This window comes from Nitrincola iocasae (genome assembly GCF_008727795.1).
GTDB lineage: Bacteria > Pseudomonadota > Gammaproteobacteria > Pseudomonadales > Balneatricaceae > Nitrincola > Nitrincola iocasae.
The window spans coordinates 1597483-1614990 of record NZ_CP044222.1; the positions used below are offsets into that span (position 1 = coordinate 1597483).

The window sequence follows — 17508 nt, forward strand, 5'->3', positions numbered from 1 at the left end:
GTTGCGACCGACGACAACCACAAGGTCATTAAATTAGTGTTAATTCGGTGAGGCGCTAAATATCAAGGCGTAAATTTGAGGTTATTTCTTCGATCAGTGATTTTGGCACATCCCATTCAGTGGCGAGTTGAGGCCAGCTGGATAGATGTTCAATGGTTGTATCAATAACCTGGTCAATTTTGTGTTTGCTGAACAATGGGCTTAGTTTTTCCAGGCTGTAAAAGTCAGCTCGTGTGAAATTGTCTCGTTTGCCGTTGAGGCTCATCCAGTGACTGTTAATCCATTTACTACCGGGTTTATAGCTGTAAGCCAGGTCATAGGCAGGTGCGAGTGACCAGCGTTCATTTTTGAACATAAAAGCAAAATTCTTGGAGTGATCGTCATGATTACGCGCAATGATATTAAATGTCATGCGTTTTAGTAGCTGCTCCGCTTCGGTTGCAGAGAGTCTTAGCTGGCGAGCAATGCCAAACAATTCGGCGTAAGAAAATGAACCGGGCTTTTTATAGTCCACGTGAGCCAGGCCGTTGAGCGTTTGTATATGTATTTTTTTGTTTTTTATGCGATCAAAACGTTGGGTAATAAAATGTCTTCGGCTCCCTTCAGGAAGTAATTGGCACGGCATCATATCGATACCGCATTTTTCCGCCATTAAGTGATAGATATACTCCATTGCGCCATAGCCAAGGGGGTCGCCGAAGGTTTCCCGGTTTTTATTGTGCTCACTAACACCATCGAACTTCATCAAATAATGGGTAAAGCCTTCTGGCACGGCTGTTTGGCCTGAGCGAACCTGGGTAAAGTCTTTATTGAACGCTAAGACGGCTTTTGGCCTGGCTCCGCCGGCACTCATGCCTACTGAAAGTAAAGACATCATCGCCTCACGGTCTTCCAGGCCATTTTGCTTGAGTTCGATCTCGAAATGATCACGAGCATCCAATATGTCTTGTGCGATTGATATCAGAGATTGAATGTCGACTGGTTGTGATGCATTTAGACTGCGCAGCTGGGTTGCCGGGGTGTACTCTAACGCACCCATCCCGCGTTTTCCGGTAAATTGAAGCCGTTGTAGCGGTGTGATGTCATTCGGGGAACGGCCCTGGCCCGCGATCCATGCATTAAGCACTGCATTACCAAAATCATCAGGTAAAGAATCTGCTATGAGTCCAGGTAGTCCTTTAAAGGTGTGGAAGTCAAGTTCAGGAAAGCTATAGATGCGTCTTGATAATGGCATCTTGATTGGTGATAGTTCGATCCCTGTTTTTATAAAGTTGGGGTCGTATTCGAAAGCACCGACCCCTCTGTCGGTATCAAAGCTAACGGCTCCAACCTCGTGCGCTTGATAGGTGATGTTGATGACTTCCATTACCATTCAGACATATCCTTTTCTGGGTCGCGGCGTTGTCCGGAGGCTCTCTGGCGTTTCTTTCCTTGTAACTTTGCCAACTGTAAAGGCGATATTTGTTGTATTGGAAGGAACAAGTCCAGATGGTCAGTCAAATCTAAAGCCATCATAATCGCGATCAATATCTCGAGTTGAACCTTTCCTTTCTCAGCATTTAACACGGTTTTACGTGCGACACCGGCAAGGCTGGCTACCTCAGACTGAGTGAGATCTTGATTGAGTCGAGCTTGTTTCAAGCGCTCACCGATTTCTTCGGCAAGCGCTGATGCTGTTTTTTCACTCATCTCTCAAAGCCCTGATTCAGTTACATTGAAAAGCTATTTTGTGCTCAATGTATAGAATTTAGGACTTTATAAAGAAGTTGTCAATTATTAATTTAGAGTCCCTATATGGTTACATTAGTGCGATTTAGTGGAGGTAAGGTAACCAATTTGGGATATAAAAACATAGGGTGCTGAATTGAAATAAAACCGCATTCTACGCGTGATCATTACTCAGGTGCGGTGGCTAGCTTTTCAACCCGTACGGACATTTCTCGTGGATATAATGTAGGGCCAAATTGATTAAATATTGCTACATCGGCGGCATCACGGCCATAGGCTACTGTAATCCGCCCGCCTTTTGGCGATTGTTGTGTGGGGTCAAACGTGTACCAGCGCCCACCCACATAAGCCTCAAACCATGCATGAAAATCCATCGGCTTTAAATCGTATAAATAACCTACCACCATGCGTGCAGGGATGCACAGGCCACGGCAAAGTGAAATGCCCAGATGAGCCAGGTCACGACAGACACCTTCCCCTTGCCGATTGACCTCTACGGCTGAAAGCTGAAAGTGAGGAGCATCTGGATTAAAGCGAATATTTTCTCTGATCCACCGCTCAATAGCAGCGACTTGGTCATAGCCAGGTCGCATGCCCGCAACTATCTCTTTGCCTAAATCAATAAAGTAGTCAGATTCGCAGTAGCGTGTGGGCAGCAAGTAAGTGAGAACATGGGTTGGCAGGTGCTGAACCTCATCAAATGGCGCGCCAGGTGATACATCAATAACGTCAGATGTTAAAACATCGGCTGACGTGCGTATTGAAAACTCACCAGCGGGTGCGGTCAAACGCTGGCAAAGATTGCCATAGTGATCCGTATACTCAACCGCGATAATATTGTCAGGTTTGAGCGTATAGGATTCGCGCGCTATCCACTGCTGAAGACCACTGCGGGGCCTTAGCATGAGAATGAATGGTGTTTCTACGCTAACATCAAAGGAAATATAACAACTAGTACGAAGCCACACAGGATTTCCTTAACAAAAAATGACATGTAGTCGATTACTAAATAGCATTAGAACTGACTATAACAGCTTAATAATAGATGGCAATCTCATCGCTGACGTCCAGCGTTCTTTGCCACAAATACCCGGCTGACACGGCACCTTAAAAACTGGGTAACTGTCAGATCAGGTCTGAGCTAGTACAGCTAAGGGGGACTTTTTTCTGCTATTAATCTCAACTTCAATATCACTTGGCACTTACAGTTTTCCTGCAGCAGTCAAGGCGGTATGGATCGTTCTGAAGGATAAGATCAGAGATAAAGGTGCATCCAGTAGTGGGATTGCGCCATAGCTTTCATACCAGTTTGCCACTCGTTCATTTTTCGCATCAATCAATAGCGCAACACCACCAGCCTGCATGGCAACCAAAAGGCAGCGCCGTCCTGCAGACAGTAATAACTGGCCGCCCAGTCCCTGACCTTGCCTTGAAACATCAACGGCGAGTCGACCTAGTCGGAATACCGGAACTTCATGGCGAGCCAAGCCTCGTTTGATGACTTCGGGAGTACGTTCATAGGCAATTGAAGCGGGACTTAAGGTGTAATAACCCATAACCGTTTTACCAACTTCATCTGCAATGGCCAGATAAGTTTTTGCTGCACCTTTCTCGTGGCTCTGTCTGGCGTGGAGACGTAGAAATTGGTTTAATGCCGCGTCACCACAATCGAACATCGAACGGTCATGAGACTTGCCAATTGGCTCTTCATACCAGGCGGGTAGCATCATGCTCGCTTCGGCAAAGACAATGCTGCCGCCATTAACTTGTCATTGGGTGCTGGCGGGTTATCCAGCAATGCCAACATCCGTAGGCTATCTCTTTCTGTCAATGATAGCCGTTCGTGCTCGTCGATGATTTTCTGTGCCACAGACACAACGTTGCTGATCACGAATTCGGTTAGATTGGTATGTTGTAATGCGGCAGCACGCATTAACAATAATTTTTCCTCTGATGCTATCCGTAAGGATACGCGTTCATTGGTTCCTACTGGGATTTGAGGCATAACATAACCCTCACTTTGTGTGTATTCAAATAGTACACCGGAGCAAGATGGATTTCAATTTGTACGCATTGAAGTTGTCCAGTGGGGTGTCGGCGCCACTCGCATGACGCCGCCGCATCCCTTGTTTTCCAGAGCATAAACTAGGATTCAGGCGCTATCATCCAAACAAGATAGTCTCTTCCCAGTTCACTGAGCTTAATGTTGTACCCATCTCTGATCGATTGCTGATTATGTCGCTCACTGTACTCAATCAAGCCTATCAGGCCTAGCAGTGTCAGCCAGCGATGTGACATGGCATTAATGACTGTTTCTTCTGCGGTCGCATAGTGCAGTTCATGGGCGGGTATCTCATCTACCAACATCGGGAAAACGGTTAATACCGCCTCAGCCGCGACATCGCTTGGCATTTCTAAATCAGGTTGGTCGAGTAAGTAAAGCATCATCCAGCTAGTGGATCGAATCATGCTGAGTTCAGGATACCCATCCAGATAAGCCCAGTTAAACTGAGTAAAGGCGGCTTTCATCAGTTCGTGAAAACAGACATCCCACTGGCCCTTTTCCAGTATTTTACGACCTTTGGCTGTCAGCAATAGTGTACCTTTCTGTATCCGGCACAGTCCTGACAGGATTGCGAGTATTCGAGTGATGTGAACAGGGTAAACATCTTCCTCGGATCGAATAGAACTGCTCCAGCCAAAGCTGCCATGGCTTAGGCGCGAGGGAATAGCATCAACCATTTGCCGCGTGACTTTTAAGGGCAGATTTTCCCGTTGAGTCAGCTTAATGCCTTTGTGTTGGGCTGCTTCTGCCAGTATCTTGAAGATGGCCAGGATGGGGGCGTTTTTAACTGTTGCCACACTGGGATTAAAGCTGATGACATTCGCAGCTTCAAACGGGTTGTAGAGCAACTGGTGAAGTTGATCCGGTGTCATGGGTAGCTCGCCACTGGAGGCGATCTCTTCTTCCAATGAATCCATCAAAAACTGATCAATCATCGCCTGACGTTGCCAGTCGTCTTGTTTTGAAACTGAGGAAAGCAGGTTGTCTAACTCATTTTTGCTGCTCAGAAAGTTTGCATAGATTTCGTCATGAATCAGCAAGGGGCTGTAATCAAGCATCATTTGCAGGCGCACATTTCTGGTTTCGATAATAAAGACTGTCGGATCAAAATCCAAATCATCCAGCCACGCCAGCAACTCCTGATAGTCCGGGTGGGCAGGGTCTTGCAGTACCTCAAGTAAATTTTCATAGCCTGGAATGCCGCCGCAATCTTCGGGAGGGCAGGCATTTTCTCCGGCTAAGCAGAGCATATCGACATGCTGATCGCCAATCAGAGGCAAGGTTTTTTCAAGCGTAATACGATGGTCCCATGAATCTCCAAAGTCATATTCATAAGACAGCTGTTTTGCCTTACTGTGGAGTACATCGCTTAAGGCAACATCGGTTTCATCAAACCAGTTATCAAACCCTTCTTCGAGCGCTCCTGGCTCGGTAAAGCAACATTTATCCTTGGTTTGAAAAACATGGTAATGGCAGTTCTGCCAGCCCATGGTCACCTGAATGATTAAGTGCAGCTGCTCCAGAGTGATGTTGCTGGGTACTAACAGCCTGCGCCAGATCGAAGGAGATATGCCTTCCAGTTCAATATGAAGTTGATATAACTGACGAGAGATTGGGGATTTTTTCATGGGACCTTGGGTGCTCAAGCGGTGGCTGATGGTCGCTATCCTATCAGACCAAAACGCAGAAAAAGAGAGTGGTGAGTCAATGTTTTCTCGATATCGCAGATCCGCGCCATCAATACCAGAGGATCAAGCGCCGATTCTTTGAAGCCAAATTTTTTGTAGAACGACTGCGCACTAGGATCGATAGCATGAACCAATATACCTGCACCGCCCACAGCGTTCATTGCTTGTATCGAGCGCAATATACAATCTTTTAAAAGACCTGCGGCAATGCCTCGACCTTGATATGCACTATCAACCCCAAGCCTAGCCAATATCACCATGGGGATGGGTTCTGGGCTATTTCTTCTTAGCGAACTGAATGCATGCTCTCTTGATACCGAGCCCATGGCAATCGCATAGTAACCAACGACTTGGCGAGTCTTCGTGTCATTGACCACGTATACTCTCGCGGTTCCCCGCTTTTGACTCTTCAAGGCTTGTTTGCTTAACCAGATATCTAGCTCTTCAATGCCACATTGAAACGGATTGAGTTGGTGCTGATCGGTCAGTAGCGTCGGTGCACTTATTCCCAAGGTGCTTTCCTATTAAAGAGATCTTTCATGCCTTCAAGAGTCTGAGGTTCTGCACGAAGTTCGAGATCGAATGCCTCAAAGGCTTTTGCTTCAAGGACAAAATCCCGCTGTTCGGCCAGCACATTATGCGCTTCATTGATCGCCGCTTGTTGAATGAAAACGGTTCTATCCACTTTTTTCAGGCTTGCTGCAGCATCAATAATATCTCTCACCGATGGCAGTACCCGCATGTTGATTGGAGCTGTTTTTGTGGCCATAACACCATCCTGTATATCTGTTTAATATACAGTTTAAGTGGTTTTTTCGTGTAGTCAATAGATACACGTAATTCATGTCTGAGGAAAGAGGGTTAAACACTGACTCTACGAGAGCCAGGGGGCTAGGGTGTCAACCAGGTCAGTTGGTTGTTTTCTAGACAGGCACGTTTATGGTCTTGGTGACTAAGGCTCAGCCAATCAATAACTTGAATATGGAGTTCTACAATACACAAGGCATGTTGGTCCTCAGCAAGTGCACCTTGGTGATATAAAGGGCTACTCGGTGCCTGGATACTCAGATAATCTGACGCCCCCGCCGTTGAGCGCACCTGTTGCCACACCTGGTTGATGCGGTCTTGATTGTCGCAAAGCTTAGCTGAGGCTTGAATACGTAATTGCCAGTTAAGTTGTGCACACCAGAAAACCAGTGCGACGTCAGACTGTTGCACGATTTGAGAGACTTTGGGGCTGCGTTTGTCAGTGTAGATCGTTAGCTTGTGGTTTTTAGTGTCAACTTCTCTTAAAACAACGGTACGAGCATCAGGCAGTCCGTTTTGATCTATTGTTGCCAACACGGGGGTTCGCCAACCGTGATGACGATTGGATATGGCTTTTTCCAGCTCATTCCAGATGCTGCGTTGAATAGAAGAGTGATCATTTTCGCGCGTTGTCATCTTGAGGAAAATCCAGTCATATCAGGGAATATAAAGAACTTAATATAGATCACCGCGCAATGCAAAGCAGTAAAGATTCAGGCTGGCTAAGAGGTGAAATGGATGTTTAGCGGGGGGCAATTACTGGCAAAATTACTTACGGAAGGAGGGCTTGAAAGTGACTTTGCTGACTTTTAGATAGGCTTGGTAGGACTAGGCGGACTCGAACCGCCGACCCCCACCATGTCAAAAAGCTGGTTTAACGCCAGTAACTTAATGATTTAGATAACTTAATCGTCTATGGAGCGCTCTGCATAGTGTTAGAAATGGCCTATTATGAATCAAATGGTTAGGCCAAACTGAAGCACTGTATATCTCCAGTGAAATGCAGGCCCTGCGAAACGTTTTAGATAGGCAGGGCTGCTTCACAGACAGTCCACTTAATGTGGCGGTCGGTGTAGTGGTGCGTCATCTTCAGTGTGCTGTGTCCCATCAGTGTCTGCACGTATTCATCAGGGAAGCCCGCTTCGAAGTAAAGATGACCGCCTAATGCACGGACTTCATGAATTGTCGGGCGCTGTGATATCGGAAGCTGAGCGATTTCAGGCACCTTGTCTCTAGCTTTGGCAAACTCTTTTGATAAGGTCTCTGGTCGTATTTGTGACCAGTGAACTAAGGATTTACTGCGTCGGATGCGAACGGGGCGGCGGTGTATTATGTAAGGGCTTGCAATACCTGACTGTCTACTCCGCTTAATTACATTATCCAGAGACGACACCACCCTGATTCTAAGATGGGCTCTGAGGCCGTGTTTTTCGGTTTTTTGCTGGATCAGATGTAGATGGCCATCTCTGATATCGTCAAACTTTGCAGCGCAAAGGTCGCTGCGACGTTGTAGAGTGATCAGGGCAAAGTCCATGGCAACCTTTAGCCAGTCATCGGCGTGTGCATAGATTGCGTTGTACCACTCCCGAGTGAGCGGTCGGCGTTTCTTATCATCCGCTACCTTTGCCAGCGTATTCTCTGCCGGATTAGTGTCACAAAGCCCCTTTGTTGCACCGAATCGGAATAGCTCTGACAGCAGGCCTCGGAATTTGATGTAGGCATTGTTCTGGAAGTTCTCATCCAGGTAATCAGCAATCACCTTGATGCTCATCGAATCTACACGTTTGTCTTTCAGATCTCGCTCCAGCCGGTTCAATCGATAGGTTACTTCTTCCAGGGTGCGAGGCTTAAGTTTCTTGGTAGGTAGATATTCTTTTCGGTACCGAGTGATAATCTCACCGAACAGAACACTCTGTTCGGTGATCACCCGGGAAACGAGGTCGTTAGTGGGTATTAGCATCGCGTTTAACTTTCGCGCTGCCACATTCGCTTTTTTCCGGTCAGATCCCATGCCATGATACTTCCCTGTTTGAGGGTGGCGGTACTTGTAGTAACCGCCACTCTCGTAAAGGTTTGGCTCCAGGTCTCTGTTTTTATTACTTCTTATGCGTGCTGCCATTGTCTGCCAATACTTGATCAACCAGCGGATTACCGGTTGATCGTCGCTCCTCTTCAACTCGAACAAACCACTTTCCGCCTATTAGTTTGGCAGGAATGTGACCATCAATGCACCACCGTTTAACAGTGGATCTGGACGGAGGTGTAGTAAATCGTTGTTTTCTCCACTCATGCAGAGGCATCAACTGCTCATGTGGCATCCCGTTTCCTCCTATGTTGGTATCTGCCATAGGCTTGCAAAATTTTATGAAATAGCGCTGCAGCATTGGGGTTATGATCCAGTTCAGCGCGACTCTTGATACCGCATACTTGCAGGATAAAGTCACGGGCGCACTGTTCCGTGTGCGTCCCGTCTGGAACATCCATATTAAACTTTGCCCTGCGACGTCGATCCAAGTAGAGCCTGAAGTGGTTATCCTGGCAGAGCATTGCTGCTCGACGAGCAAGGTTTGCCATAGCTATCTCCTTGGAGGTAGGTCGAAAGGTCTAGATTCAACCACTTTTTGAAACAGCTGAGATAAGCGATCCGTCATTTCTTGATCGAAGGCCTTGCGTAAGTAATCACGCCCGATATCAATCTGCTCACGTTGATGGCGAATAATGGCTTCTTCATTCCATTCACCGGCCTCAAAATCCAACGCACTTAGCGCTAAATAGAGACTGCATTCAAGCTGGGTGATGCGCTCTAACTTAGTATTCATGAGATTCAACATTTCTATAGTTTCATCTTTACTTAGCGGCTTTTGAGTTTGAGTGTCTAAGATTGGCCACCCATCTAAATGATGGTTTTTTAAGAATCTCATATATCCTCCTGCCGGTTTGCTTTGGCGATTTTTAATATCTTACTCAGCTGTTTCCGTTGCTGATTGACCCAAGACTCGATTTCATCAGGGTAAAAATAGCCGAGCTCGGATTCGGTCTGTATTTCAGTTAGCATCATTCTGATGATCTGCTCTCGTTCGCCGTTGGCCGCGTATGCACGGCATTTGATAAACTCGTCGCCATCTTTCACGAACAGTATCAGATCTGAGTGGCGATACTGGCCGCCGGGGCCCCCGATCCAGTAGTAACCATCAAAAGGGCAAGGGTTAAGTTTTACTCTGAACGGCACACCAGTGTCTTGATCTGCGTAGCTGCTTGCTGGGCGGATGAGTGCATAGAGCTCAGTCATAAGGGGTCTCCTGTTCCGAATCTTCTTCTAGCGAAATTTCTTTAAGATCCTCAATACAAGTAGGGCAGGTATTGCCTCCAATTTCGTCTGTCCTCTCGTAAGTTCGCCATCCAAGCTGCTCTAATTTAATGGCGGCAATCTCTTTGCTGTTGCCTTCAAAGAACACCTCATTGGTGCAGTTACAGCAAACACAGTGAACCTGTGTGATCACCTCAAGGTCGCCTGTATCCGGTTGATTCAAAATAAGCATCAAGACCTCTCCGCCCTAAGGGTTCCAGATATTCCTGCATTGGTAACAGCCTCTTTGTAGCGATTCTGTATGCGCAGTTGCTCCCACCGCTGCCACACTTGCAGAAAACGATCGTCGCCGTTTTCGATCATTTCATGTGGTTCAATGCTGAGCATGATGCGCAGTTGCAGAACATCAAATGCCGCATTGAATAGAGATTGTGGATCCAATAGACCGAGATCCAGTGGGTTCAGATGGAATTGATAAGCGTTGTAGGTTGAAAGCAACACCTGAGCGGCGGCGCGGCCACCGCTGGTGTCTTTCATCGCTATTGGCAGCAGTACTTCAATGGCCTCGCGATAACGTTGCTCCAGCTGCTCTTGAGTGTATGCATTAGTCATGTGGCACCTCCTCAAGATGCTTACTTGCTGCACGCAATGCGGCCGCAAGGTGTTTGCGGTGTGTTTTGCCTTTCACATCTGCGTGGAGTAGGGCATACAGACAATCTTTAGCGGTTTCAGCAGGTTTGTTTTCCAGTAGGCACTTGAGCGTGCTTTTAAGATCATCAGCACTGGTATGCGCCCATTTACGGATCCGAGTGGGCCGACTCTGTTGATATTGGCGATCTTTAAACTGTTGGCAGGGATCAATTAGCCCTTTACCAATTTTAGGATCGTCACCGCAGTAATTTAGGCAGTCGCACTTTGATATATCAGCCATGTGGCACCTCCTTCCCACTACGTTCAGTACGCTTCAGTTTTACCTGAGCAAGCTGCAATACAGGTTCTTTAAGCTCAGGTGAAACTTTACTGAGGCCCATTCTGTTGATGACGGCGTGTTCTGATCTGGTTATCAGCATCAGGTTTTCAATATCTTTACAGTTCAGGCGATCGCCATCTTTGAAGGTGACGATATGGCCACTGGGTATTGGACCGTGGTTTTCTTCCCATACCAGGCGATGTACTTCCACGTAGTCATCCACGGTGTTTCCGGTATCTGTGATCTTGCGTTGCAGATACCCATCACCGGTGATGCGCTCTGTGCCAATAGGTTGCCAGTTTTTTGGGCGGTGGCCTTTCTTAAAACTCGTGCTGTTCGGACCACCCGGGCGAGCATTAGCAGCAGGCTTATGTCCTTGCTCAAACCGGCCTGTTCGGCCGGTTTTCCATCCATGCCGTAGACATATCGCCTTGATATTATCTGCAGACAGGTCGGTATCGAACCGTTTGTTGAATGCTTCAGTCAGCTCTTTTCGAGGTGTTTCCCGTTCCCATTTAAGGAATGTAAGCTGTGCTTCAGAAAGCTCAATTTTGCTTCTCTTTTTACTGGTCATGGCTCAACATCCCCTTTATGGCAGCAGGTTTAATCAGCCCTTCTGCACGGGCTTTTTCGGCTTTAAAAACCAAGTCGGCGTTGGCGATAATCTCGCGGCTGACAGTGGTCACAGCCCGGCTCCGTTCTATCTCTTTGGTCAGATCTTCACCCTTAAGGTCTTCATCAGACAGGCGCTCAAGCTGAGCAAAAAGGTGGTTGTTCAAATCACTTAGTTTGTTTTTCATCACAGCTGCTCCTGTTGTTGCTGAAACTGCTGGCCAGCTTTTAACTCTCGCTGGATCCGGTACCAGATTTCTTCCCGGTGTACTTCCACATCAGTCGGCGCATCGATACCGATGCGGATCTGGTTGCCTTTAACGCCTAAGATTGTCACTCTGATATCGTTGTCGATGACCAGGGTTTCGTTGATGCGGCGGGTTAGAATCAGCATGATGTTTTCTCCTTGCTTAAAGCCTGTTCACGTTTTTTATCGATGTACTCTGTTTGCCACTTGGCGGCTTTGGTATAGATCTCTTCCATACTCTCGCCGTAGAACCACTGCAGCCGGTAATGGCTCCAGGAGCCGGTTACTGGTGTGCCGATCTGCACAAGGAATCCGGTGCGTTGATTATCAATAATTGCGTCGCTGATTCCCTCGTACTCTGCATCGAGTCTTGGAGGCGTCAGGCCGAGCGCTGCCCAGACCTGATACCAGTCATCCTCAAATGCTTCCTGAGCAGCATCGACCATCGGAATAGAGCAGGCCATGGTGCCCAGGTGGATGATCTGCTCGGTGCGCAGGCTATGCTCAAAGGCGACCTGTGCTAATAGGTTGCTCATACTGCACCCCCAAAGTATTCCTGGTGAAATTTCAGAACCTCTGCTGCGATCGCTTTAGGTACCGGTCGGATCTTGGGTGTTACCAGGTTGCCCGCTTCGACACGGACGGTCTGGCTGACTTCATTCTCTGTATCGAGGATCTGGTACCAGCCATCTTTGGCACAGGTGAACAGCTCCCAGCGCCCGATTCGGGCTTGCTCGAATATCTGTGCCGGCTTAAGTTCCATGCCTGCATTTGCATCGGCAATTGCTTTATCCAGGGCAATATTTAGCTGTCGGTTCTGTTTGGTCAGGTGTTGGTTTTTGGTGCGCAGCTCCTGGGCACCGGCGGCGGCTTTCGCCTTCTCTTTTTGCAGTCGCTTCACCTGGATTTTCAGGCGTTCAGGATCTAGTGCACGCAGGCGTTTGATCTCGGTTTCGGCATCTTTCAGCTGCTGCTGAGCGTTGGTCAATCTCTGCTCCATGCTTTTTTCATGCTTATAACTTTCATGTTCTTGCTCATGGCTTATTTTCAGTTCGTTCTCCAAATAGGTACGATCTGCTTCAAGTGCAGCAATTTTCTCCTCTCGTTCTTTAAGCGCAATCTGAAACGCTTCCAGTCGCAAAAATTGCTCATGAAGTGAGGGTTCGCGGTTGTGTAATGACAGTTTGGCGTTCATGAATGGGCTCCTTTTGTTGACAGATCCTGTGCCAGTGCACGGCGTGCGCGGATGCGTTGTTTGACTTTTTCAAGTGCGGCAGGGGGCAGCTCCAGCAGGATCTGCATTGCAATGGCACGTCCCAGGGCGTTAGAATCAAACGCGTTGGTGTTTGCTTTCATCGGTATACTCCTTCAAGGCTCCCGGATACTTGGCGGTGTCGGGAGCCGTTTCATTTCAGGCCGTTCGGCCCACTTCAATCTTTATCGAATACCCAGCACTTCACGGTTTTTTCATGCTCCGTGATCTTGCTGCGCACCGAGCGGTTGGAATCAATAAACTTGCGGTTCTTACTGGTGCGTAGCAGGTGTTTCAGCGTGCGCATGTCGGGTGTGCGCAGCTTGAATTCACCACACCAGCGTTCGAACTCTTTCAGGTTGACGGATATTTGTTTGGCTTCGGGGCCATAGTGGTTCAGCTTAGGTTTGCTGATATCCCCGGTGCCTTCTATGTAGTCGTAGGCTTCCCAGAACTCGGTAACCATCGGGTGATCAGCATTTAGTGCGGACTGTCGTTCCATGGCCATTAACACCACGAATTTTCGGGCTTCAGCGATGATGGGTTCCGGCAGCAGTCCGAGGCCCTTTTCGCCCAGGCAATCCACCAGAGCCATCAGCATGCCGTGGTTCTTGGCGATACGGTACATGCGGATCTCGTCCATCTGGAACAGGTACTTCTCGTAGTGACGTGAAGCCGAGTCGAACACCTCCATCAGCTGCTGCTCGGCGCGGGTGGCCTGCAGCAGGAAAAAGCTGACGCTCTCCATCGGGATGGTTTCAAGCCACTCTGCCGCAACCTTGGTCTGAGCAGTTTGGGTTTCCCGGGTCACGGTGATGTGGGTGATACGGCTCAGAATCGGCTCACTGGCCTCAACCTGAGCGTTCTGGCTGATCATGATCGCGCCACGGAATAGCGGCTCGCGGGTTTCGTTGCTGGTGGTCTTCATCCCCATGGATCGAATCGCACGGCCGTTGAAGGCGGTTTTCAGCTCGTCCCAGTCAAACTGGCCGGCCTTGTTCTTGTCGCCGCTGTCGCGGTCAGCCTCGATCAGCACCACCGGCAGGTTGCTCACTTGCTCAAAGGCACGGTAGCGACCGACCTTGGTGGCCTTGCTCGGGTCAAAACCTTCGTATTCGAAGCGGCCGCAGGCTTTCCACAGGAATTCAATCAGCGTGGATTTACCGGCGTTTGCTTCACCCACCAGCTCGAAAAATGGGAAGCTCTTGTGCTTCTGGCGGATCTGCTCAGCGAACAGTGAGCCCAGCCACCATGCCGTTGTGACCACGCCAGCACTGCCAAAGGCCTGTGCCACCTGGCTGGCCCAGTGGGGGTTGTACTCGTTCGCGTGCGTATTGATCTGGATCTCGGGCGAGCCGGCCAGCGTTTTGAGTGACAGCTTGCCGAACTGGTAGAAGTCCTCTTCATTGATCGGGATCACCTTGCCGTCTTTAATCGCTACATCGGTGAACACGTAAACGCCGTGCTCTTTTGTGTAGCCGATATAATCGATCGTCTCGACGGTGCGCAGCCCCATCATCTGATCCTGCATGATGCGATCCAGCTGCTTGCCGCTGCCGATCCACCAGGCGTTTTTTATTCCCAGCAGGCGGTTCTTGAATTCACTGGCACTGGTTAGCTGTTTGGGTAAGAAGGCGTGTTTTTGTATAGACTCGTCTGGCATCTCGATGCGGAAGTAATAGGTACTCTCGTCCGTAACCTCATTGCGTTGAAAGTAGAGTGGGGTGGGAACAGCGCTGCAGACACATGACAGTAGCCCTGCATTTTTCAGCACAAGCTCGCGCTGATCGGCATCCAACTGGTCAACTCCACTGGCATCCAGGGACTTCAGTTCACGGTCGTAGGCATCCATATCCAGCTTCCACCACCAGAGCTTGCCGCTGAACTCAAACCAGAATTCACGTTTTTCGCGGTGGTTGTACATCAGCAGGGCTTTCTCGGCAGGGGTTTTGGCAAGCAGTAAGTCACCGTAGTAGCGGTACTTCTTGATGTCTTTGTCAGTCAGCCGTTCCAGCTGCAGCAGATCGTTCCAGTCATGGCGGCGGCCATTGATCAGCGGGATCTGTGCCGCTTCACATGTCCAGCCGCTGGCTTCTGCACGGTCGCGGTGTTTCAGCGTGGCTTTGCGACCGGCCCGGTCACCGTCCTGGGCCCATACCAGCATCGGCAACTTGACACCGGCTGGGACTTCTTTGCGGATCTGTTCCAGCAGCTGGTCGATGTAGTTGCCTGAACTCAGGTTCGACACGGCCATGATGCCGACATGCATCAGGGCAATGGCGTCGAATATGCCCTCGCAGACCCAGATTTCTTTCGCCTCGGCCAGATCCTTGATGCTGTAGATGGTGGGTACCCATGCCAGCCCTTTGTAGTTGCCGATGATGCGGGCCTTCTGCTTACCAAAGCGCTGAGGCTTGTCGAGCAGGCGTTCCCAGTGGCCGTTTGGCAGCGGGAAACGCACGGTGGTGGTGCCCTGGTTGATATGATGATCGTGGTAGTACTCTTGGGTGTACCAGCCGCGAATGCGCATCAGATCGAAGCCACGGCCGTCACGCAGGTATCCATCAGCTACCGCTGTGGGGTTCTTCTGGCGTTCGGCGTCATCCTTTGGGGCGTAGCGTTCTGTCCAGGTCTCGAACAGCTCCGGAAACAGGTCTTTGACATGATGGCTTTCACCGCAATTATTCATGCGGCCGCACTTCACCACCCAGGGGGTTTCAGTGCTGGTGAAGGCTTCGCGCTGATGACAGCTCGGGCATTCGATCTTGTTCAGATACCGTTTGGACACCACGCCTTTGTGGTGGTCTTTCAGACGGCCGATGATGTCGTCTCGGAGTTGTGGGTTCATGCCTGGATTCATGCCTGGCCACCCTGAGCTTCCTGACTGTCAAAAATATCGTCTATATCCACCTGCTTGCTGTTTTCACGCTCAATTGCCTGGCGGCGGATCTCTGCATCAGCGATCGGCAGCTGGATATCGGGTGTCGGGCATCCGGATGGGCTCATGGCATGGGTGATTTCCATCTGTCCACGAAAGGTTGCTCCACAGGCCACGTTAGTGCATTGCATGTAAATGGATCGCAGCAGTGGATGCTGGGCAACTGAATTGCGTACACGCAGGCCGTGATGGCAGTGCGGACACCGAAGTTTATAAACGCTTCCGCTCATGACTGCTCCTCACTACCTCGTTCGAACCGGCTGGCAGTTTCAGAAACATAGTGAGTGGCCTGGAACAGGCGCATGATGTGTTTGTCGAGCCGGGCACGTTCATCCTCGTTGATATCACCATCACGCAATGCACACTCCAGCTCTGAAATTAGCTGTACTGAGCGCTTCATCAATGAAGTACTGCTGTACAGCACATCCATATCTGCAGGTGCAGGCGGCACAGTGTCAGGCATGAACCACACAGCTTCGACTTCAGCACAGATGGCGTCGAGAATGCGCGGGTCTTTGGTGATGCGCAGGATATCCATTGCTTGATCCAGTCTCAAATGATGACTGTTCTGATCGGGGTCCAGTTTTTTACGAAGGGTATCGAGGCTGGGTGTGATGCCCATCATCGCTGCGATCACAGGCAAACCACCTTTGTAACTATGAACTGCGTGGTAAAACGCCATTTGGGGTGTATGAATGCCGCCATGGCATTGTCGTGTCCGTCTGCTCATGTCCGTATCTCTTCTATTTAGCCGTGGTTCACTGAGGGTTACTGAGCTTAAATGGTTGATAGCTAGCTCTTGCGTGACTCGATTGCCTCCTGAATCAATCGGGCACCCATACTTGAGCGTGAACGATCCTCGTCGTTAGCCATCTTGGTTACGGCGTCGATCAGGTCGACGGGCAGGACCACCTGGAGGGTGCGACGTGGTCTGTGAGTTTCGCTGTGTTGCGTTGTGGTGTTTGTTTGGGGCATAGCCTAGAATTCCTTTACGTTATTAGCCGTTAATAACCGTTATTAACAACAATGATTGCACTCAAATGAGTGCATGTCAACAAAAGTGTATTCGAATGAGTGAAATTGGGGACAGGTTAAAAGAAGAAAGAGAGCGCATTGGCCTGAGTCAGGAGGAGTTCGGCTTGGTTGGTGGAGTGGCTAGGAATGCCCAATCCAACTATGAAAAGGGTAAAAGAGCGCCTGATAGCGACTATTTGTGCGCGATTGCCCGAAAGGGCGTTGATGTGCTGTACATCCTCACAGGCACTCAAATGGATACATCAATCAATGGGTTGACGCCAGATGAGGTGGAGCTGCTGGGGATATACCGAGGCTGTTCCGATGTCGGGCAGCGGCACCTGGTGGCTGCTGGTAAAGCCTTCCAGTCACTGAACCCTAGCTACGAAAGCATTGAAGTTGAAACAGTGCTTGCAATGGCAGCAGAAGAGAAGAAAAGCTACGGTTAGCGTTTAAAGTGGTATGCACGCTATAATAATGTTTATTAGAAATTAATAAGCTGACAGGGAGTTGTACATGCGAATGAAGGGTATTCTGTTGGGTTTGCTTATGGCGTCTACTCAAGTATTAGCTGTTGAGCCAGCTATCCCTTTCGAGGTGATCAAACAGGATCAACTTGGCAGCATCAAACTGAGCCTTGATGTGCAGGTACCGCTGGTGGATGGGCGTTTGCCAACCGCTGATGAACTGGGTGCAGTTTCAGAACACCTGGTGGCCACCTCTGGTAAGCATGATCGTACCTTTGTTGCCTTCTACCTGCCTGGCATGGAAGTGGGTGCCGGGGCATTTGCTACAGCTCACCATGATCCTGAGATGGAGGTTCGGATCCTGGATTTTATGCTGATGCAGTATCCACAATACCTGGAACTACTGGAGTAGT

At 49.2% G+C, this 17508-nt stretch carries 29 protein-coding genes; 2 read left to right on the top strand and 27 right to left on the bottom strand.

The window, feature by feature from the left end; genetic code table 11:
- Positions 1 to 55: 55 nt before the first annotated feature.
- The 27 genes from F5I99_RS07245 to F5I99_RS07370 all read right to left on the bottom strand — a co-directional run bounded on the left by F5I99_RS07245 (position 56) and on the right by F5I99_RS07370 (position 16589).
- Positions 56 to 1372, bottom strand: coding sequence for a type II toxin-antitoxin system HipA family toxin (locus F5I99_RS07245; protein WP_151054532.1), 1317 nt, complete (start codon positions 1370 to 1372; stop codon positions 56 to 58).
- The gene (locus F5I99_RS07250; protein ID WP_151054534.1) at positions 1366 to 1689 is read right to left on the bottom strand and encodes a helix-turn-helix transcriptional regulator; all 324 of its coding nucleotides are present in this window, start codon (positions 1687 to 1689) and stop codon (positions 1366 to 1368) included. Before F5I99_RS07250 ends, F5I99_RS07245 begins: the two co-directional genes overlap by 7 nt.
- A gap of 206 nt (positions 1690 to 1895) precedes the next feature.
- On the bottom strand, positions 1896 to 2696 hold the full coding sequence (locus tag F5I99_RS07255; protein ID WP_151054536.1) for a transglutaminase domain-containing protein: 801 nt from the start codon (positions 2694 to 2696) through the stop codon (positions 1896 to 1898).
- Between the two features lie 234 nt (positions 2697 to 2930).
- Positions 2931 to 3458 (bottom strand): GNAT family N-acetyltransferase, encoded by a 528-nt coding sequence (locus tag F5I99_RS07260; RefSeq protein WP_151054537.1) that lies wholly within the window; start codon positions 3456 to 3458, stop codon positions 2931 to 2933.
- Entirely contained in the window at positions 3455 to 3733 is a 279-nt protein-coding gene (locus F5I99_RS07265; RefSeq protein ID WP_151054539.1) for a type II toxin-antitoxin system TacA family antitoxin, read from the bottom strand. The genes F5I99_RS07260 and F5I99_RS07265 overlap by 4 nt, the downstream gene beginning before the upstream one ends.
- 140 nt (positions 3734 to 3873) lie before the next feature.
- Positions 3874 to 5421: a plasmid pRiA4b ORF-3 family protein gene (locus F5I99_RS07270; protein WP_151054541.1), complete on the bottom strand. Its 1548-nt coding sequence runs from the start codon at positions 5419 to 5421 to the stop codon at positions 3874 to 3876.
- Between the two features lie 35 nt (positions 5422 to 5456).
- Positions 5457 to 5993, bottom strand: a complete 537-nt coding sequence (locus tag F5I99_RS07275) for a GNAT family N-acetyltransferase (RefSeq protein ID WP_151054543.1) — start codon at positions 5991 to 5993, stop codon at positions 5457 to 5459.
- Entirely contained in the window at positions 5984 to 6250 is a 267-nt protein-coding gene (locus F5I99_RS07280; protein ID WP_151054545.1) for a type II toxin-antitoxin system TacA family antitoxin, read from the bottom strand. Before F5I99_RS07280 ends, F5I99_RS07275 begins: the two co-directional genes overlap by 10 nt.
- A 122-nt stretch (positions 6251 to 6372) precedes the next feature.
- Complete coding sequence (locus tag F5I99_RS07285) at positions 6373 to 6924, bottom strand: pyridoxamine 5'-phosphate oxidase family protein (RefSeq protein WP_151054547.1); 552 nt, start codon at positions 6922 to 6924, stop codon at positions 6373 to 6375.
- Between the two features lie 385 nt (positions 6925 to 7309).
- Entirely contained in the window at positions 7310 to 8473 is a 1164-nt protein-coding gene (locus F5I99_RS07290; RefSeq protein WP_225307586.1) for a tyrosine-type recombinase/integrase, read from the bottom strand.
- Positions 8385 to 8672, bottom strand: coding sequence for an excisionase (locus F5I99_RS07295; RefSeq protein ID WP_325063014.1), 288 nt, complete (start codon positions 8670 to 8672; stop codon positions 8385 to 8387). Before F5I99_RS07295 ends, F5I99_RS07290 begins: the two co-directional genes overlap by 89 nt.
- Complete coding sequence (locus F5I99_RS07300; RefSeq protein WP_151054553.1) at positions 8596 to 8862, bottom strand: hypothetical protein; 267 nt, start codon at positions 8860 to 8862, stop codon at positions 8596 to 8598. Before F5I99_RS07300 ends, F5I99_RS07295 begins: the two co-directional genes overlap by 77 nt.
- Before the next feature lie 2 nt (positions 8863 to 8864).
- Positions 8865 to 9209 carry a hypothetical protein gene (locus F5I99_RS07305; protein WP_151054555.1) on the bottom strand — a complete coding sequence of 115 codons (345 nt, stop codon included), beginning with the start codon at positions 9207 to 9209 and terminating at the stop codon, positions 8865 to 8867.
- Positions 9206 to 9577: a hypothetical protein gene (locus F5I99_RS07310; protein ID WP_151054557.1), complete on the bottom strand. Its 372-nt coding sequence runs from the start codon at positions 9575 to 9577 to the stop codon at positions 9206 to 9208. Before F5I99_RS07310 ends, F5I99_RS07305 begins: the two co-directional genes overlap by 4 nt.
- Complete coding sequence (locus F5I99_RS07315; protein ID WP_151054559.1) at positions 9570 to 9827, bottom strand: hypothetical protein; 258 nt, start codon at positions 9825 to 9827, stop codon at positions 9570 to 9572. Before F5I99_RS07315 ends, F5I99_RS07310 begins: the two co-directional genes overlap by 8 nt.
- Positions 9827 to 10207, bottom strand: a complete 381-nt coding sequence (locus F5I99_RS07320) for a DUF7673 family protein (protein ID WP_151054561.1) — start codon at positions 10205 to 10207, stop codon at positions 9827 to 9829. Before F5I99_RS07320 ends, F5I99_RS07315 begins: the two co-directional genes overlap by 1 nt.
- Complete coding sequence (locus F5I99_RS07325; protein WP_151054563.1) at positions 10200 to 10526, bottom strand: hypothetical protein; 327 nt, start codon at positions 10524 to 10526, stop codon at positions 10200 to 10202. Before F5I99_RS07325 ends, F5I99_RS07320 begins: the two co-directional genes overlap by 8 nt.
- Complete coding sequence (locus F5I99_RS07330; protein WP_151054565.1) at positions 10519 to 11139, bottom strand: HNH endonuclease signature motif containing protein; 621 nt, start codon at positions 11137 to 11139, stop codon at positions 10519 to 10521. Before F5I99_RS07330 ends, F5I99_RS07325 begins: the two co-directional genes overlap by 8 nt.
- Complete coding sequence (locus tag F5I99_RS07335) at positions 11129 to 11365, bottom strand: hypothetical protein (protein WP_151054567.1); 237 nt, start codon at positions 11363 to 11365, stop codon at positions 11129 to 11131. Before F5I99_RS07335 ends, F5I99_RS07330 begins: the two co-directional genes overlap by 11 nt.
- On the bottom strand, positions 11365 to 11571 hold the full coding sequence (csrA, locus tag F5I99_RS07340) for a carbon storage regulator CsrA (protein ID WP_151054569.1): 207 nt from the start codon (positions 11569 to 11571) through the stop codon (positions 11365 to 11367). The genes F5I99_RS07335 and csrA overlap by 1 nt, the downstream gene beginning before the upstream one ends.
- A complete protein-coding gene (locus tag F5I99_RS07345; RefSeq protein ID WP_151054571.1) occupies positions 11565 to 11960 on the bottom strand; it encodes a hypothetical protein in 396 nt (131 codons plus the stop codon). Before F5I99_RS07345 ends, csrA begins: the two co-directional genes overlap by 7 nt.
- Positions 11957 to 12619, bottom strand: a complete 663-nt coding sequence (locus F5I99_RS07350) for a hypothetical protein (protein ID WP_151054573.1) — start codon at positions 12617 to 12619, stop codon at positions 11957 to 11959. The genes F5I99_RS07345 and F5I99_RS07350 overlap by 4 nt, the downstream gene beginning before the upstream one ends.
- The gene (locus F5I99_RS19430; RefSeq protein ID WP_191905974.1) at positions 12616 to 12780 is read right to left on the bottom strand and encodes a hypothetical protein; all 165 of its coding nucleotides are present in this window, start codon (positions 12778 to 12780) and stop codon (positions 12616 to 12618) included. The genes F5I99_RS07350 and F5I99_RS19430 overlap by 4 nt, the downstream gene beginning before the upstream one ends.
- 74 nt (positions 12781 to 12854) lie before the next feature.
- Positions 12855 to 15536: a toprim domain-containing protein gene (locus F5I99_RS07355; RefSeq protein WP_225307587.1), complete on the bottom strand. Its 2682-nt coding sequence runs from the start codon at positions 15534 to 15536 to the stop codon at positions 12855 to 12857.
- A complete protein-coding gene (locus tag F5I99_RS07360) occupies positions 15533 to 15844 on the bottom strand; it encodes an ogr/Delta-like zinc finger family protein (protein ID WP_151054575.1) in 312 nt (103 codons plus the stop codon). Before F5I99_RS07360 ends, F5I99_RS07355 begins: the two co-directional genes overlap by 4 nt.
- Positions 15841 to 16344, bottom strand: coding sequence for a phage regulatory CII family protein (locus F5I99_RS07365; RefSeq protein ID WP_151054577.1), 504 nt, complete (start codon positions 16342 to 16344; stop codon positions 15841 to 15843). Before F5I99_RS07365 ends, F5I99_RS07360 begins: the two co-directional genes overlap by 4 nt.
- 62 nt (positions 16345 to 16406) lie before the next feature.
- A complete protein-coding gene (locus F5I99_RS07370) occupies positions 16407 to 16589 on the bottom strand; it encodes a ribbon-helix-helix domain-containing protein (RefSeq protein ID WP_151054579.1) in 183 nt (60 codons plus the stop codon).
- A 95-nt stretch (positions 16590 to 16684) separates the two neighbouring features.
- Here F5I99_RS07370 and F5I99_RS07375 point away from each other — a divergent pair, with 95 nt between their 5' ends.
- Both F5I99_RS07375 and F5I99_RS07380 read left to right on the top strand, forming a co-directional pair.
- Complete coding sequence (locus F5I99_RS07375; protein ID WP_225307588.1) at positions 16685 to 17077, top strand: helix-turn-helix domain-containing protein; 393 nt, start codon at positions 16685 to 16687, stop codon at positions 17075 to 17077.
- A 67-nt stretch (positions 17078 to 17144) separates the two neighbouring features.
- Positions 17145 to 17507 (top strand): hypothetical protein, encoded by a 363-nt coding sequence (locus F5I99_RS07380; protein ID WP_151054583.1) that lies wholly within the window; start codon positions 17145 to 17147, stop codon positions 17505 to 17507.
- Position 17508 lies beyond the last annotated feature (1 nt).

Excerpts from the sequence above, each read along its gene's own strand:
- F5I99_RS07295 (WP_325063014.1), bottom strand. The coding sequence starts at position 8,672 with ATGCTGCAGCGCTATTTCATAAAATTTTGCAAGCCTATGGCAGATACC.
- F5I99_RS07285 (WP_151054547.1), bottom strand. The coding sequence starts at position 6,924 with ATGACAACGCGCGAAAATGATCACTCTTCTATTCAACGCAGCATCTGG.
- F5I99_RS19430 (WP_191905974.1), bottom strand. The coding sequence starts at position 12,780 with ATGAAAGCAAACACCAACGCGTTTGATTCTAACGCCCTGGGACGTGCC.
- F5I99_RS07370 (WP_151054579.1), bottom strand. The coding sequence starts at position 16,589 with ATGCCCCAAACAAACACCACAACGCAACACAGCGAAACTCACAGACCA.
- F5I99_RS07260 (WP_151054537.1), bottom strand. The coding sequence starts at position 3,458 with ATGATGCTACCCGCCTGGTATGAAGAGCCAATTGGCAAGTCTCATGAC.
- F5I99_RS07335 (WP_151054567.1), bottom strand. The coding sequence starts at position 11,365 with ATGAAAAACAAACTAAGTGATTTGAACAACCACCTTTTTGCTCAGCTT.
- F5I99_RS07310 (WP_151054557.1), bottom strand. The coding sequence starts at position 9,577 with ATGACTGAGCTCTATGCACTCATCCGCCCAGCAAGCAGCTACGCAGAT.
- F5I99_RS07245 (WP_151054532.1), bottom strand. The coding sequence starts at position 1,372 with ATGGTAATGGAAGTCATCAACATCACCTATCAAGCGCACGAGGTTGGA.
- F5I99_RS07345 (WP_151054571.1), bottom strand. The coding sequence starts at position 11,960 with ATGAGCAACCTATTAGCACAGGTCGCCTTTGAGCATAGCCTGCGCACC.
- F5I99_RS07350 (WP_151054573.1), bottom strand. The coding sequence starts at position 12,619 with ATGAACGCCAAACTGTCATTACACAACCGCGAACCCTCACTTCATGAG.
- F5I99_RS07265 (WP_151054539.1), bottom strand. The coding sequence starts at position 3,733 with ATGCCTCAAATCCCAGTAGGAACCAATGAACGCGTATCCTTACGGATA.
- F5I99_RS07320 (WP_151054561.1), bottom strand. The coding sequence starts at position 10,207 with ATGACTAATGCATACACTCAAGAGCAGCTGGAGCAACGTTATCGCGAG.
- F5I99_RS07365 (WP_151054577.1), bottom strand. The coding sequence starts at position 16,344 with ATGAGCAGACGGACACGACAATGCCATGGCGGCATTCATACACCCCAA.
- F5I99_RS07250 (WP_151054534.1), bottom strand. The coding sequence starts at position 1,689 with ATGAGTGAAAAAACAGCATCAGCGCTTGCCGAAGAAATCGGTGAGCGC.
- F5I99_RS07360 (WP_151054575.1), bottom strand. The coding sequence starts at position 15,844 with ATGAGCGGAAGCGTTTATAAACTTCGGTGTCCGCACTGCCATCACGGC.
- F5I99_RS07325 (WP_151054563.1), bottom strand. The coding sequence starts at position 10,526 with ATGGCTGATATATCAAAGTGCGACTGCCTAAATTACTGCGGTGACGAT.
- F5I99_RS07330 (WP_151054565.1), bottom strand. The coding sequence starts at position 11,139 with ATGACCAGTAAAAAGAGAAGCAAAATTGAGCTTTCTGAAGCACAGCTT.
- F5I99_RS07355 (WP_225307587.1), bottom strand. The coding sequence starts at position 15,536 with ATGAATCCAGGCATGAACCCACAACTCCGAGACGACATCATCGGCCGT.
- F5I99_RS07305 (WP_151054555.1), bottom strand. The coding sequence starts at position 9,209 with ATGAGATTCTTAAAAAACCATCATTTAGATGGGTGGCCAATCTTAGAC.
- F5I99_RS07300 (WP_151054553.1), bottom strand. The coding sequence starts at position 8,862 with ATGGCAAACCTTGCTCGTCGAGCAGCAATGCTCTGCCAGGATAACCAC.
- F5I99_RS07375 (WP_225307588.1), top strand. The coding sequence starts at position 16,685 with ATGAGTGAAATTGGGGACAGGTTAAAAGAAGAAAGAGAGCGCATTGGC.
- F5I99_RS07270 (WP_151054541.1), bottom strand. The coding sequence starts at position 5,421 with ATGAAAAAATCCCCAATCTCTCGTCAGTTATATCAACTTCATATTGAA.
- F5I99_RS07280 (WP_151054545.1), bottom strand. The coding sequence starts at position 6,250 with ATGGCCACAAAAACAGCTCCAATCAACATGCGGGTACTGCCATCGGTG.
- F5I99_RS07315 (WP_151054559.1), bottom strand. The coding sequence starts at position 9,827 with ATGCTTATTTTGAATCAACCGGATACAGGCGACCTTGAGGTGATCACA.
- F5I99_RS07380 (WP_151054583.1), top strand. The coding sequence starts at position 17,145 with ATGCGAATGAAGGGTATTCTGTTGGGTTTGCTTATGGCGTCTACTCAA.
- csrA (WP_151054569.1), bottom strand. The coding sequence starts at position 11,571 with ATGCTGATTCTAACCCGCCGCATCAACGAAACCCTGGTCATCGACAAC.